This window comes from Streptomyces pristinaespiralis, from assembly GCF_001278075.1.
Classification (GTDB): Bacteria; Actinomycetota; Actinomycetes; order Streptomycetales; family Streptomycetaceae; genus Streptomyces; species Streptomyces pristinaespiralis.
The window spans coordinates 2,146,026-2,160,782 of record NZ_CP011340.1; the positions used below are offsets into that span (position 1 = coordinate 2,146,026).

The 14,757-nt window shown below is 74.1% G+C and carries 6 protein-coding genes; all 6 read right to left on the reverse strand.

Translation table 11 applies throughout. The annotated features are described in order from the left end of the window. Nucleotides 1–46 precede the first annotated feature (46 nt). On the reverse strand, nucleotides 47–1,276 hold the full coding sequence (locus SPRI_RS09010; protein WP_005310599.1) for an arginine deiminase: 1,230 nt from the start codon (nucleotides 1,274–1,276) through the stop codon (nucleotides 47–49). Between the two features lie 133 nt (nucleotides 1,277–1,409). Next, nucleotides 1,410–3,935: a hypothetical protein gene (locus tag SPRI_RS37955; RefSeq protein WP_053556833.1), complete on the reverse strand. Its 2,526-nt coding sequence runs from the start codon at nucleotides 3,933–3,935 to the stop codon at nucleotides 1,410–1,412. Then, nucleotides 3,932–6,064 (reverse strand): protein kinase family protein, encoded by a 2,133-nt coding sequence (locus SPRI_RS09020; protein ID WP_238996210.1) that lies wholly within the window; start codon nucleotides 6,062–6,064, stop codon nucleotides 3,932–3,934. The genes SPRI_RS37955 and SPRI_RS09020 overlap by 4 nt, the downstream gene beginning before the upstream one ends. Then, nucleotides 6,061–8,817: a hypothetical protein gene (locus tag SPRI_RS09025; protein WP_159039474.1), complete on the reverse strand. Its 2,757-nt coding sequence runs from the start codon at nucleotides 8,815–8,817 to the stop codon at nucleotides 6,061–6,063. The genes SPRI_RS09020 and SPRI_RS09025 overlap by 4 nt, the downstream gene beginning before the upstream one ends. Before the next feature lie 2 nt (nucleotides 8,818–8,819). Further along, nucleotides 8,820–12,302: a tubulin-like doman-containing protein gene (locus tag SPRI_RS09030; RefSeq protein WP_005310603.1), complete on the reverse strand. Its 3,483-nt coding sequence runs from the start codon at nucleotides 12,300–12,302 to the stop codon at nucleotides 8,820–8,822. 54 nt (nucleotides 12,303–12,356) lie between these two features. Then, entirely contained in the window at nucleotides 12,357–14,753 is a 2,397-nt protein-coding gene (locus SPRI_RS09035; protein WP_238996211.1) for a VWA domain-containing protein, read from the reverse strand. Nucleotides 14,754–14,757: the final 4 nt, after the last annotated feature.

Here is a 14,757-nt window from a genome sequence, read left to right on the forward strand (position 1 = left end):
GTGGCGGATGCGGTGACAGTGGAACTCTATACGATCCCCTGCATCGCTATACAGCGTCCCGTTCGACGGGACAGCTCATGCAACGCGGACCGCCACGGCCCCTGCCCAGTTCGCTGCCGGGGATCTCGATGACCTCGATGCCCTGCTTGCGCAGGTGGGTGTTGGTGGTCACATTGCGCTCGTAGGCCACGACCACGCCCGGTTCCACGGCCAGGACGTTGCAGCCGTCGTCCCACTGCTCGCGCTCGGCCGCGTGCACGTCCTGCGTGGCGGTCAGCACCCGGACTTCCTTGAGGCCGATCGCGGCCGCTATCGCGTCGTGCATCCGCTCCGGCGGATGATCGCTGACCTTCAGCCCCCCGCCCTCGGCCGGTTCGATGGTGTACGAGCGGAGCATGCCGAGGCCCGCGTACTTGGTGAAGGTGTCGCCGTCGACCATCGTCATGACCGTGTCCAGGTGCATGAAGGCCCGCCGCTTCGGCATGTCGAGGGCGACGATCGTGCGGGCGGACCCGGCCGCGAACAGGCCGCGGGCCAGCATCTCCACTGCCTGGGGAGTCGTGCGCTCGCTCATCCCGATGAGCACCGCGCCGTTGCCGAGCACCAGCACGTCGCCGCCCTCGATCGTGGACGGGTAGTCGTCCTGTCCCTCCGACCAGTGGTGGAACGGGCCCGCCTCCGGGCCGACGAAGAGCGGATGGTGCTTGTAGATCGCCTCGAAGTGCACCGTCTCGCGCTGACGGGCCGGCCAGCGCATCGCGTTGATGGCGACGCCGTCGTAGATCCAGGCGGAGGTGTCACGGGTGAAGAGGTGGTTCGGCAGCGGCTGGAGCAGGAAGTCGTCCAGATCCATCACATGGAACCGCACCGACGTCGGCTCCGAATGGCCCGCCAGGAACTCGCGTTTGGTCATCCCGCCGACCAGTGCCTCCACCAGGGCGGCGGTGGGCAGTTCGTCGAAGGCGGTCCGCAGATGGTCGGTGGCGAGCGGGCCGTACTCCTTCTCGTCGAAGACCCGGTCGAGCACGAGCTTCCTGGCTTCCGGGATCTCCAACGACTCGCGCAGCAGATCGCCGAAGAGATGGACCTCCACCCCCCGGTCGCGCAGCACGTCCGCGAACCCGTCGTGCTCCTGCCGGGCGCGGCGCACCCAGAGCACGTCGTCGAAGAGCAGTGCGTCCTTGTTGCTCGGAGTGAGCCGCTTCAGCTCCAGATCGGGCCGGTGCAGTACGACCCGGCGGAGCCGCCCGGCCTCGGAGTCGACGTGGAATCCCATGCCCCCATCCTGGCCGTGCGGGCCGCCGGACACACGCCGTACGCGGATCTTCGGCCGCTCTTCCCTCGCTCTTCCGTCGCTCTTCGGCCGCGCGTCGGCTGCTCTGCCGGCGTTCGCCCGCCGCGGCGGGCCGTCAGGACGCCACGGCGAGGACCACGATGAGGACCACCAGCACCGCGCCGAACCCGCCGAGGGCGAGGACGAAGCCCCGCCCGTTCCCCGACGTCACGCCGGACGAGCGGTGCCCGCCGTGGTCGCTCCCGGACCGCCCCGGTTCGCCGGACGGGTAGGTGGTGCGGGTCTGCGGCTGGGCGGCGCCGCCCGGAGACCCGGGGTCGCGGCGCAGGCGCCGGCCGGGCTCGCGCACGTGGCGCTCCGGCTCGGGGCGGCGGACCGGTTCGGGCGTGCGGCGGGGCTGGTCGCCGGGGCGGTCGGCGTGGTCCGGCGTGCGGCGGGGCCGGTCGGTCGGCCACTCGGGGCGGTCGGTCGGCCACTCGGGGCGGTCGGTCGGCCACTCGGAGCGGTCGGCGTGGTCCGGTGGGCGGCCGGCCCGGTCGCCGGGCCACTCGGGGCGGTCGGCCCGATCCGGTGTGCGGCCGGCCCGGTCGCCGGGCCGCTCGGAGCGGTCGGCCCGGTCGCCCGGCCGCTCCCGGTACTCCGGAGGACCGGGCGGTTGCTCCGGGAGGCGGGGCAGCGGCTCTGGGCGCTCGGCCGGCCGGGCGGGGGGCTCCGGGGACTTTGGCGTTTCGCGGGCGGGCGGCAGCGGCAGCGGGTACGTCATCCAGCGGCGTACCAGCGCCTGCCACACGGGCAGTGTGATCCCCGGGTCCGCAGGGCCGGTGAGGATCTGCTCGGCCGCCCCGCGCGCGATGGGGTCGGTCCCGCCGCACAGTTCGGGCAGCAGTCTCTCCAGACGGCTCCCCACGTCCGGTTCGGCGGCGAAGGGCCGCACGGCCCATCGGTACAGCGCTGCCGCGTTCGCCGCGCGGACCGGCTTGTCCGGGCCGCCCCGGGCGGCCGAGCCACCGGGAGCGAGGTAGAGGCGTCGGCCGAGGACCGCGTCGCACAGGCGCTTGCGCTCACCTGCGGTCCAGTCGGGCCAGCCCTCCGCGATCCGGCGCACGACCAGGGTCAGCACCGTGTACGAGGGGTCGCCCTCCAGCACCGTCAGCAGGTCGCCGTTGCCCGACTGCCGGATCGTGTCGGCGAGTTCTCGCTCGTCACGGCAGTCGGCCAGTCGCGCGGGCAGTGAGCCGGTCTCCCTCGCGGAGCGGCGGCCGAGGACCGGCCGCCGACGCCGCTCACCCTCCGGCTCCGGCCAGGTGGGGCGTACGAAGGGAAGCCGCCCGGGCGGCCCGGGGGCCGGTGTCACCGGCGGCCGCGTCTCCTGAACGGGAGGCGTGACGAACGGCGACCGGTCCGGCTCGTCGAACGGCAGGGCACCGCCGGGGCCGCCCGCACGGCGGGACCCGTCGGGAACGGACCGCTCCGAGACGGGCTCCGGCACGCCCCGCTCGTCCGTGCGGTACGCGGCGGGCGTGGACGGCTCCGCGCCGTACTCGGCAGATCCGGGCGGCCCGGCGCGGTACGGCGTGGTCGGCCCGTCCGCGCCGTACGCAGCAGAGGCGGGTGGCCCGCCCGCGCGGAACGACGCGGGCGTGGACGGCTCGTCCGCGTAGTACGCATCGGCCGCGGACGGCTCCTGACGGTACGGGCGGGGCTCGGACCGGCCGCGTCCGGCGCGGCGCTCGAGCGCGGCCAGCGCGTCCTCCGAGGCCGCGAGCAGCGCGCGGCTGTCCCTCACGGCCGCGCCGGGGGGCACAGCCATCGACAGCGCGTCGGCGAGCTCGAACTCGTGCGAGTCGCCGCGCTCGACCGCGAGCAGATAGGCGCGTACCAGGCGCTCCGCCACCTCCTGCGGCCGGCCCGCAGGCGCCTGGAGCGGGTCCGTGCGCACCCGCGGCCCGTCCTGGTCGGGCGAACTGGACCAGCGGCTCACGAACATGAACGTGATCCGGCGGCTCTCCGCGGTGTCGTGGGTCGCGAACGTCCACGGGTGCGGAAGGACCCTGCCGAAGATCCCGTACAGGGCCCACAGCAGCAGGCACGGTCCGTCGTCGCCCGCGCGGTTGAGCACGGTGTGCAGCGCGGCCGGGTCGCGCAGCATCTCCGCCGCGACCACGGTCAGTTCCGCCTCCGTCCGGCGGAGCCCGCCGGCCAGTCGCCTGCCGCCCTCGAGGGCCGACCGTTCGAGGGCGCCGAGCGGCACCGGGTCCAGCGCGCCGCGGACCTCGCCGAGCGCGATCCCGCTGCCCTCCCAGTCCCAGCCGTGCAGACCGAGGCAGGTCTCGGGGCCGAGGCTCCGCTCGGGTCCGTACAGGGCGTGGCACAGGGTGTCCTGGCGTCCCCCGAGACCGCGCCCGGACGTCCTGTGCACCAGCAGCGCCGTTGCCGAGTCCTCGCTCACCAGACGTACGAGGGCGGGCGCCGTGTCGGGCCCCGCCGACCTCAGCAGGTGGGTGACGGGCCGGAACAGCCGTACGACGTCGCCGCGTTCGCCGGACCAGGCGACCGGGCCGAAGCCGGTGTTGCCCATCGGGTTGGCGGCGTCCCAGCGGAAGACGATCTGGTCCACGGTCCCGGTGTGACGTGACGTCATACCCCTGTCTCCCTCAACTCGGCTCCGGGCAGGAGCCCGCACATCGCGAACACGGACAGCAGCGGGGCGAGGACCCGGCGCGGCCGCACGCCGTGCGGGAAGGTCTCGCCCCTCTCCTGGCCTCCGGTAGCCGCCACGAAGTGCAGGGTGCAGCGGGCGCAGTCGTCGAACGGCTTCAGCCATGCCTGGCTGCCGTGGTGCCGGACGAAGGCGTGGACGTCGCGGCTCTCCGCGCGCAGGGTGCGCTCGTCCAGGGCCGCCGGCAGGCCGCGGGACAGCCAGCGGTCCACCGACGGGTCGAAGCGGACCAGGTCGCTCTTGTTCAGTGCCACGGCCGCGGGGGCGCTGATGTACGGGCCGGTGCGCGGGATCCGGCCGAGCACGGTGGCGAACGCCTCGTCGCCGAGGTCACGCTGGACCAGCCCGGTGCGCTCACGCACCGGGTCCAGCTGGGGCAGCCGCAGCGCCCGCAGCGGGTCGAGCACGAAGATGAACGCGCCCACGCCCATGAGGAACCGGGTCACGTCGCTGTTCTGCGCCAGGTCCTCGCCGGCCAGGTCGAAGAAGACCACGGGCCGGGTCACCCCGTGCCCGGTGACCAGCAGACCGTCGGCGAACTCGGCGAAGCGCACCTGCCCCGTGCGCCGCAGCACCTCCCCGCGGTGCAGCGGGTGGACCGTCTCCGCGAGGTACTCGCGGTGCTCCTCCGGATTGAGCGGCAGGCACTTGAGCCCGTACGGCTCGAGACCGCCCTGTTCGATCTCGCCCATCATGGCGGCCAGCAGATGGGTCTTGCCGGCGGCCGAACTGCCGACCATGGCGACGGTGAGCGGCTCACCGCTGGTGAGGTAGGGGACGGGCAGCCGGTGCGGCTGGCTCTCGTCCGCGTGCGGGCACATCTGGAAGGCCTGACGCAGGGCGTCCTGACGGTGCATCGGACGGTACTCCGCGCTGAGGTCCAGTTTCCTGGGCTCCTTCTTGCTGTCGAGCGTGAACAGCTGCGTCTCGTCGTAGTGCACCGGCAGCAGGCAGTGCGGGCACAACGGGGGTCTGCTCGGCAGGGGCGCGTCCACGGGGCCGGCCTGCCGGGGCTCGGCCGCCGGCCGGGGGGCGGGCGGCCGGCCCGCCCCCAGCAGCCGCCGCAGCGAGCGGCGGGGCGGGGGGCCGACCACTTCCACGTACACCTCCTCCGGCTCGGCCTGGGCCGCGAGTCCGAGCCGGTCGCGCTTCTCGGCGAGCCGGGCGTCGAACTCGGCGCGGGCGCGACCGAGCGGGTCCGGGGCGAAGGAGACCGCGGCCAGCGGATCGCCGACGTTCAGCAGGCGCATCAGCTCGGCCGGCGCCGCCCGCGTCTCCGCCCTGGGGGCGAACGCACCGGCCTCGCTGAGCGCGGCGAGCCTGCGGAAGTCGTCCAGGTCCTCGGGAGGCGCGGTCGCGTCGCCGGGCCGCCCGGACAGCAGGAAGTACATGAGCCGGGCCACCGACCACAGGTCGTCGCGCGGGTCGGCGGTGCCGGAGCCGTCGCGCTGCTCCGGCGCCGCCCACGGCGCCGCACCGAACGCCTCGCGGGGCTCGTCGACCCGCTGGGTGCGGTACAGCTCGCCCAGCCGCACATGGGTGCCGTCCCAGCGGACGGTGTAGGGGTTGATGTCCCGGTGCACCAGCTGGACGTCCTCCAGCAGGCGCACGGCCAGGGCCAGTTGGCTGAGCACCTTGTGCTGCTCCGCCATCGTCAGCGCCCCCTGCCGCTCGGCGACGGGACGCCCCGCATGCGCCTTGTAGAGGACGAAGGGCTCGGGAGCGTCGAGGTGGAAGCCGACGAGACGGGTGAACAGCTCGCTGTAGGGCTCTGCCCCGTACTGCCGCTCCACCGCGACCGCCGCGCTGACCTCGCGTTCGAGCGCGCCGTAGGCGTCGGCACCGCCGTGGGCGGAGCGCGGCAGCCGGTACTGGATCACCCGCCAGCCCTTGCTGAGGGTCACCTGCCGGGCGAGCAGGGGCGCCCGCTCCGGCATGCGGACGTCGTCGGAGAAGCGGGCGGAGAAACGGACGGGGTCCTGGCGGTGGGTGTAGAACTCCAGCTCCTCCACGTCCTCCGCCGGTGTCCCCGTGCTGTGCGGCACGGTCATCGCGTTCCGCCCTCCTCTCCCCTGACCGACCTGACCGTGTCCGGGCGCATCGGCACCAGCGTGAGCACCCCGGCGTGCCTGCCGCCCGCCGTCCACACGACGTCCTCCGCCGCGGCCGGCCAGGCGTCCTGGCCGGTCTCCGGCTCCGCGCCGCGCCGCAGGGCCTCCGGCGCGAAGCGGAACCGCCGCGCCGCGTGCGGGTCCTTGGAGAGCAGTCGCCGGTGCTCGGCCCCGCACAGCGGGACGACGTGCTCCGTGCCGCCGTCGGCCAGGAGCCGGCGCACCCGGTCGGACGAGACACCGAGCAGACCGGCGATGCCGGGCCGGTTCCCGGGATCCGGGGCGTACGGGGGCGGCGCGGCGGCCGCGTCCTTGATCAGCCGCCGGTGCTCCTCGTCGAGGAGCTCGTTCATCAGGGGACGCAGCGGCACCCTGGTGGCGGTCGCCGGTTCACGTTCGACGGCAGCCCAGCGGGAGGCGAGGATCAGCGCGGCGCCGTGGGACAGGTCGCCGACCAGGGTGTCGACCAGTTCCGGGCCACCGTCACCGGTCTCCCGCTCGAGCCAGGGCGGGCCGTCGCCGTCGGCCCCGGACGGCCACAGGCTGCGCAGCGCGTGCGGGTGCTCCTCGGCGGCGGGTGATCGCTCTCCGGCGGCGTGCGGTACGGAGCGGCCGCCGGCGGCCGGGTCCGGGGCGGATGCCGCAGCGGCGTCCGGGGCGTGGCCGTCGGCGAAGCCCGAGCGGAAGTCGGCGCCGACGCCGGGCGCGGCGGGGCCGCCGAAACCTGACGTGAAATCCGACCCGAAGCCCGAGCCGAACCCGGGCACGGCGGCGTCCCCGGACCCCGGGTCGAAGTCCGTGCCGAGGTCCCGCCCCGTCCTCGTCCCCGTGCCGAAGCCCCCCGCCCCGAAGGGGTCATGGGCCCCACCGTCCGCGAAGGCCGTACCGTACGAGGCGGCGTCCGTGACCGTTGGTTCCGGCCGGTCGTCGTCGGCGCCGTCACCCCAGCTGTCCCAGTCGAAGCCGCCCGCCGGCCCGGCGTGCGGGCCGCCCGGTTCGTCCAAGGGCAGCGCCCGGTCCGCGGACGGGCCGGCGCCGAGCCTCTCCTCCACGGTGTCTGCCATCGAACCGACCAGCACGGCGACGGCGCGTGCCGCGTCGGAGCAGTGGTAGCGGGCATCGGCGAGCAGCCAGTCGTGCACGACGGTGTCGGCGAGCAGTTCGTCGATCCCTTCCACCGCTCGCGCGGCGAAGGCCCAGTCCGTCTGCCCCCACCAGTCGTCGACCGCCGCCGTCCAGGCGTGTATCGCCGGCAGCACCAGTGCGGTCAGCGCGACGGCCAGGGCGACCGCGCCCGCCCAGACCGGCAGGGACAGCGCCGTGCCGGCGACCGCGCCGGTCACCCCGCCGACGGCGCCCGCGGCGAGGCGGGTCAGGACGCGGGTGTCGCCGCCCCCGTCGAGACGGCCGTCACGCGAACGACCGGGCCTGCGGCGCAGCATCAGCGCGGCGAGACCCGCGGCCGCCGCCGCGCAGAGCGGGCCGGTGAACCACCCGGCGCCCGGCCACAGTCCGGCGACGCAGCAGATCAGCAGGGTCAGGCCCGCGTCGGCCGCCCACGGGAGGCGCATCAGGAACGGTGGCGGCAGCGGAAGTTCCGCGACCCGCTCCGGCGGACAGGTCTCGTCGAGCCGGCGCAGTCTCGCCGTGCTTCCCGCCGGCGCCGACCGGCCGGAGAGGGCGTTGAGCGTCGCCGCGACGGACCGCAGGGGCAGCCGCTGCCCGAGGAGACGCTCCGTGTGGTCGCGCAGCGCCGGTCCCACGCTCGCGCGGGTCACCTCCGGCACCTCCGTCAGTTCGATGCCCCGCTCGAGCAGGCGGCTGCGCTGCTCCGGCCGGATCCGGTCGCCGCCGCCGTCGGCGAGCGCACCCGCGACCTCCGCCCGGTACGCGGCCAGCGCGTCCGCGAGACTTTCGAACCGTGCGGGGAGGTCGGCCTCCTTGCCGGCCCTGCCGAACAGGCCCGCCACGCCCCGGACCGCCTCGTAGGCCTCCCTGGTGTCGTGCAGGGCGTCCAGGCACTGCTCGTGCCGGGTGTCGGTCCTGCCGCCGGGTGTCAGCCACGGCCGGTCGGCGAGGCTGCGCGGTACCGACCGGCCGAGCAGGAGCGAGAGTTCCGGGGTGAGACCGTCCTGCCGGGCGCCGCCGGACGTGGTGCCCTGCTCGGGCGGGGTGACGGATACGGGCAGGTCCTGGCCGGTCAGATGCTCCAGCGCCTGCCGCCAGGCCCGTGACCGCGCCTCGTCCGTCAGGTCGTGCTCCAGTACGTGCACGGCGGGCACGGCGACCCCGTGAGGCACATCCGCCAGTTGGCCGAGCACGCAGTCGAACACGGCCGGTTCCACGAGGAGTTCCAGCAGCGGCCGCAGCGAGGCGTCGAACCTGTCGGTCCCCGGCGCGGCGCCGACGAGCGTGTCGGGCAGCCACAGGACGCCGGCCTCCGGCGGGCCGAGAGGCAGCGGCCGGTGGAGCTGCCGCTGCCCGGGAGCGCCGGTCGCGAGGCAGAGCAGCCGGGCCGGTCCGTAGGAGTAGAGCTGTTCGTAGAGGAGCTGGTGGTCCACGAGGTCGGCAGCGCCGTCGATGACGAGGAACCGCCGCGTGCGGTCGTGTTCCGTCTCCTTCAGCGCTCCCGTCACCGGCGCCCCGTGCCGCAGGTCCACGACGACGGCATGGGCCGGGCGGTTCTGTTCCATGTTCACCATCGGTCGCCGTCCTGGTCGTGGCCGTGCCGGCCCCAGTCGCCCTCGTCCCAGGGATCGGTGGCGCCCGGCGGCTGTGCGCGGGCCGCGTCCTCGTCCCGGCGGGGGCCGGCGGCCGGTTCGTGGTCGTACGGGTACGTGTCGCGGTCGTGGCCCGCGTCCCGTCGGCCGTGGCCCATGTCGTCCCTGCCGTGGCCGTCGTCCCGCCCGTCCGCGTACGTCCTCTCGCGGCGGGGGTCCACGCGCGGCTCGGATCGCGGCTCGGATCGCGGCTCGGGTCGCGGATCAGGTTGCGGATCGGGTCGCGGCTCGGAGCGCTGCCCCGGGACCGCACCGCCCTCCTGGCGGCGCGCGGCCTCGCTCTGCGCGGAGCGCTGGTCCAGCGCGCGCAGGTTGGGCCGGGTGGGCCGGGTCGCGCCGGGGAAACGCATGTCCAGTGCGCCGGGGAAGGTCTGCTCCCAGAAGTCGCGCAGCGGGACGAGCCATTCCTCGTCCTCCGCGCCGAACTGTCCGGTCAGCTCCTTGATCAGGGCGAGCTGGCGGGGAGCCACCTCGTGCACCAGCCTGCGGAACAGCGGCGAGGGGGCTTCCGGGGTGGTGGCGAGGCCGACCGGCTGCGCGCTCATCAGCCGCTCGCACACCTCCTCGACGATCCGGCCCTCGTCGAGCAGCGCCCACTGTTCGTAGGCCCGCAGCAGCCCCGCCCAGCTGGAGACGCTGTTGTCGAAGGCCTCGAGGCGCAGTGTCATGGTGGCCGCGCCGCCCTCCTGGAGGCGGATGCGGATCTGCTCGGGCGAGTCGGGTGACCCCTTCACCTCGACCAGGCCGTTCCAGACCGCGCACAGGATGCGGTGCAGGATCCGGCGCCGGTCCTCCTCCGTACTGGCCAGCCAGTCGTCGCGGTAGCCGAGGCGCTGGCGCCAGTGCAGGAAGTCGTCGACGCCTGCGGCGTCCCTGGCCTCCGCCCAGAGCCGCAGCACGTGCCGCACCTCCGAGACGTCGGTGAGGCTCATGCCGCTGCGGAACAGCACGACCGTGATCGACTCCGTGTCCACGGCCCGGAATTCGGGCACCGTCCCGTACGGCAGGCGCAGTTCACGCTTGAGGAAGGCCGCGGCGCCCGAACCCGCCTCGCTCTGGGGGTGCACGATGAGCACCTTGAGCGGGCCGCTGCCGTCCGGTTCGAAGCCGACCGGCAGCAGTCCGACAAGCTGGGAGCGGAACTGTTCCAGCCATCGGGTGTCCACCTTCGCGGCGGCGTCCTCGTCACCGGCCGCGGCCTGCAGCAGCACCCCCAGGGACGGCAGCAGCGGGCGGTCGCCGAGCACGCTCGCCTCCACGAACAGCCCCTTGACCCGCCGTTCGATGACCTGCTTGATCTCCTTCACGCCGGCCTGCGGCGACCGGCGCACGGACTCCAGTGCCCGCATCCAGTCGTCCGGCCGAATCAGCTTGGCCACCAGGCGGGCGGCGCCCGGGTTCTCCGGCAGGTCCTCGTGCTGGTAGAGCCGGCGGATCACGTCGTCGTAGAAGGCGGCGAGGGTGTTCTGCGGGGGAAGCAGGTACAGCACGCCCTTGCGGTCCTTGCGGTACAGCTCCTTGCGACGCTCCGCGAAGAACTTGCGCTCGTCCTCCTCGTGACCGCGCAGCGCCTTGACCAGCTCGCCGATCTCCTTCGTGGTGCGCAGCAGCGGGGGCCGCCAGCGCGACTCCTGGTCCTTCCAGCCCCGGTGCCACTTCTGCCGGGCCCGCCACTGGTACCAGGCGTCCTGTTCGTCGAGGGCGTTCTGTACGTCGGGGTCGCCCCAGCGGGCCGGTACGAGCCCGCCGACCGCGCGCTTGATCAGCGGGATCTGCGGCGGGTGGACGTCCACGCCCTCTCCGCGTTCCGGGTCGTTCCTGCGGTTGTCGAGCATGCCGACGAACCCGGCCTCCGCGACCCGCTGCGGATGGCCGGGCAGTCCGGCGAGCAGCCGCTCCAGCTTGAACGGGTCGATCACACCGAGCAGTTCGCGGCAGCCCGACCCGGGCCGGAACTCCTCGACCAGCCGTGGGATCTCGGCGTCCAGTTCCCGCTGGAGCCTGCCGAGCGCGTCGTCCATGTCGCCGAGCCGGTCGCGCAGGGCCTGCATGATGGCCCTGGTGCCCTTGGGCAGCGGGTCGGGCGGCACCACCACCGGCGCCTCCCGGTTCCACAGCCGCCCGATGGCGGAGCGGTCGAACAGGTCGCGGACCCGCTCGGTGCCGTCGTCGGCCGGCTTGCGCGCCTCCTCGTCCATCGCCCGTACGGCCTGCGCCAGCAGCCGGCCCGCCACTATCTCGGCGAGATCGTCGACCGGAACGGTCAGTGAGGCGGCCAGGCTGGTCGACATGGACCGGTGGCCGATGCCCGACCTGGACGGCTTGGAGCGCTCCACGCTCTTGTTGACGAAGCTCGCCGCGAAGGACTGGTAGTCGCCCTCGGTGCGGCCCTGGCTGGTGTCGTCGCCGAGTTCCGTGCCGATGAGGGACATCACCATGGCGGTGATGGAGCGGCGCAGATCCTCCGGCTCGATGCCGGCGGTGCGGCTGAACAGGAACGCGGTCTGGACCGTCGAGGGCCGCAGGGTGACGAGGCCTTCGCCGGGGTAGCGGACGCCGAGCGAGCCCTGCTCCTCCACGTCGCCGAAGTCGGACCGGGCACTGGGCACGTTCTGGTCGTCGACGAGGCGCGAGAGGTCCACCAGGGCGCGGGAGGAGTTGAGTTCGGCCTCACGGCCGCCGCCGGCCTCCGGCGGGAAGGCGGAAGGCATGACGACCAGCGGGTAGATCTTGACGCCCTTGACCTTGGACCTGCGGAACTCGTGCCCGATGAGATGGATGAAGTCGTAGAAGATGCCGGCGCCGGTGCCGCCTGCGACGGAGAACGCCACGAACACGTCGCAGCCGCGGATCTGTCCGCCGCCCATCTCCCGCAGGTCGCCCTGCGAGTTGCTGATCGCGCCTATCGCCTCGCGCAACTGCCGCAGCACCGGCTCGAGTCCGCTGCGCAGGGTCGCGAACAGCGCCGACCTGCCCACGGTCGGCAGCTGCCCGGCCCCGGTGTGCAGGGGTGCGACCCGGGGCTGCCGCTCCTGCGGCGGCAGCCACTGGTGGGTCTCCTCGTGCAGCGCGACCCGCAGCATCCGGGCCACCTCCGGCGAGCTGTCGTAGTCGCTGGGCAGCAGGTCGTGGATGATCCGTGAGGTACGGGCGTGGGCGGCGCTCTCCCCGGCCTTGAGGCCGGCCGGCTGGAGCCGGTCCAGCTCGGACTCGCTGAAGTCCGCGTAGACGAACTGCAGACAGTCCGGCAGCTGGAACGGCAGCCGGCGGCCGTCGGTGACCAGCTTGTTGCCGTCGGGCCCGCACAGCTCCCGGCGCAGTCCGCGCTCCAGGTCCGCGCCGATCCTGGCGCCCGTGCCGCCCAGACCGACGTAGAGCATGGGCTGGTAGATCTTCATGTCGTCTCCCCTTGCGCCGCCGTCGTGGACGGGCGCTCGTGGCCGAGAGGTGGGTCAGAAGTTGGGGTCGGGAGGGGTGGTTCCGCGTCGCGGCGGGGCGGCGGAGGCGTCGCCCCTGCTCCGTCCGCCGCGCGGGCCGGTGCGGTCGGTGGAGTTCTCGGGCCGCGGGCCGCGCGGACCCGGCACACGCCGGCGGCCGAAGGGGCCGCCGCCCTCCCTCCGGCCCTGGCCGCCCCTCCGGCCCTCACCGTCACGCCCGGCCCTGCCCGTTCCGGAGGCGGTACGGGCGTCACCGACGACGAGTTCGAAGCCGTCGGCCAGGCCGGCCGGCTGGCCCTGCCCGATCGCCCGCTCCGGTCCGCCGGGCGGCTTCAGCAGCAGTTGTCCGGCGGTCGTGCGCCGCAGGCGGTACGCCTGGGAGCCTCCGCCGCGCCGCAGCGCGGGAGCACTGCCGCCGGAGCGGCCGACGCCGAAGAGGAACTCCCCGCCCGTGCTCTGGCCGGCCCTGATGGTCAGCGTGTCGGGCCGCTGCCCCTCCGCCCGCAGTTCGAGCCGAACACCCGAGAGGTCCCGCCGTCTCGCGCCTGCCCGCTGCCGCACGGCGACCACGGCGGCCAGCGCGCACAGCAGGAGCGCCGCGCCGGTGAAGGCCCACCACCACCTGTCCCACAGGGTGGGTTCGGCGGTGACGCGTACCCCGAGGAAGACGTTGTCCACGACCCGTCCCCCGTCGCCGAGGTCGGTGACCGTGATCCGTCCGGACAGTTCGCCGAGCGGGACGTCCGGGCCGAGCGTGACGGTGAACGGGGTGGAGCTGCCGCCGGGCGCGGCGTTCACCGTGGCCGGGCTGATGCGCAGCGCCGATCCGGGCGGCTGGTCGGCGAGGGAGAGCCGCAGGGTGTGCGGTCCCGAGTCGTCGTTGGTGACGTCCAGGGTGCCGCTGACCGTCTGCCCGGGGTGGACGTCGCCGCCGCGGTCGACGCTCAGTCCGGCGGTGAGCACCTCGGTGCCCTGCGAGATACGGGCGTGCAATGGCCGCCGGTCGCTGGTGATGCCCGGTGCGGTCATCTCGGTGGTGAGCCGCAGCTCCCCGGAGGCGGTGGCGGGGACGGTGAACCGTCCGGCGTAGCGGGCGTCCTTGGCCCGCTCGTCGGGCTTCCTGCCGCCGTCGGACAGCGGTACGACGACGGGGTCGAAGCCTTCACCGGTCATCCGGGCCGAGACCCTGACGCCCTCGAGCTGCTCGGGATCGGTGATCACCACGCCGCGCCGGGTCTGCATTCGGACCTCGACGACGGCCTCCTCCCCCGGGCGGGGCGAGGCGGGGCTGAGCGTGACCGCGGATCGGAGCCTGCCCTGCCAGATGGCGCGCACGGCGACCTCGCGGTCGCGGTGGCCCTCCGGCGCCTCGATATGGACCCGCCACTTGCCCGGCAGCGGGTTCTTCACCCGCAGCGCCTCCACCGGCCCGTCCTGTCCGCTGGTCTCGAAGGCGGAACCGTCGAACTCGCCCTGTGTCGGCACCCGTCGGCCCTTGGGGTCGTAGTAGGTGACGGTGACCTTGGGGTCGTGCTTGCCGACGGTGAGGGAACCGTCGGTGGCGATGGGCGGGATGGTGACGGAGAGGTCGGCGGGAGGTTTGCCGACCGTGCCGTGTGCCACACGTGCGCAGCGGGCCGCGGCGAAGGTCTCCTGGAGCGCCTTGTCGATCTGCGCCGAGCTGTCGACCACGCGCATCTTCGGTGCGGCGCCGGGCAGATCGGCGCAGCCGTTGCTGAATCCGCCCTCGGCCATCCTCGTCAGCGCGGCCCGGTCGATCCTGGCGCCGAAGCCGAGCGGCCAGATCTGCACGAACTCCCGCCGCGCCCTGGCCAGTTCCTCCGTCAGGCGCTTCGCGCCGTTGGCCTGGCGGCTCGCCTCGTCGGTGCCGTACTCGGGGCTGTCGGAGACGTCGAGGCGGCCGTCGGTGAGCAGGAAGACGACCTTGGGGACGTCCTTGTCGCCGTTCTCGGTCAGCCGGTCGACGGCCTGCCGCACGGCCGCGGGGAAGTCGGTGCCCGGTCCGGTCTTCCTGTCGTCGCGGTGGGCCAGTTGCTGCACGCAGTCGCTCAGCCGTTGCCGTCCCGCGGTGTCGGCCGTGGTCAGCGCGCACACCTCGCTGACCGGCGACTGGCCCGGTTTCTCCGAGCTGCCGAAGCCGATGACGGCGGCGCGGGAGCGGGCGGAGATCTCGCCCTGGGTGATCAGCGAGGCGGCTTCCACCTCACGTGCCAGGTCCTTCTCGGACAGGCTCTCCGACTGGTCCACGACGACCGCGAAGTCGATCGGTTCCGGCCCGTCGGACGCCGGCGCGGCCGCCCTGCCCAGGGGGCCGGCGGCCTGTCCCGGCGCCGCGGCCGGAAGTATCAGGAGTGCGCAGATCAGCACCGGCACACCCGTTTTGCGGAACATGTCC

Excerpts from the sequence above, each read along its gene's own strand:
- SPRI_RS09010 (WP_005310599.1), bottom strand. The coding sequence starts at position 1,276 with ATGGGATTCCACGTCGACTCCGAGGCCGGGCGGCTCCGCCGGGTCGTA.
- SPRI_RS37955 (WP_053556833.1), bottom strand. The coding sequence starts at position 3,935 with ATGACGTCACGTCACACCGGGACCGTGGACCAGATCGTCTTCCGCTGG.
- SPRI_RS09020 (WP_238996210.1), bottom strand. The coding sequence starts at position 6,064 with ATGACCGTGCCGCACAGCACGGGGACACCGGCGGAGGACGTGGAGGAG.
- SPRI_RS09025 (WP_159039474.1), bottom strand. The coding sequence starts at position 8,817 with ATGGAACAGAACCGCCCGGCCCATGCCGTCGTCGTGGACCTGCGGCAC.
- SPRI_RS09030 (WP_005310603.1), bottom strand. The coding sequence starts at position 12,302 with ATGAAGATCTACCAGCCCATGCTCTACGTCGGTCTGGGCGGCACGGGC.
- SPRI_RS09035 (WP_238996211.1), bottom strand. The coding sequence starts at position 14,753 with ATGTTCCGCAAAACGGGTGTGCCGGTGCTGATCTGCGCACTCCTGATA.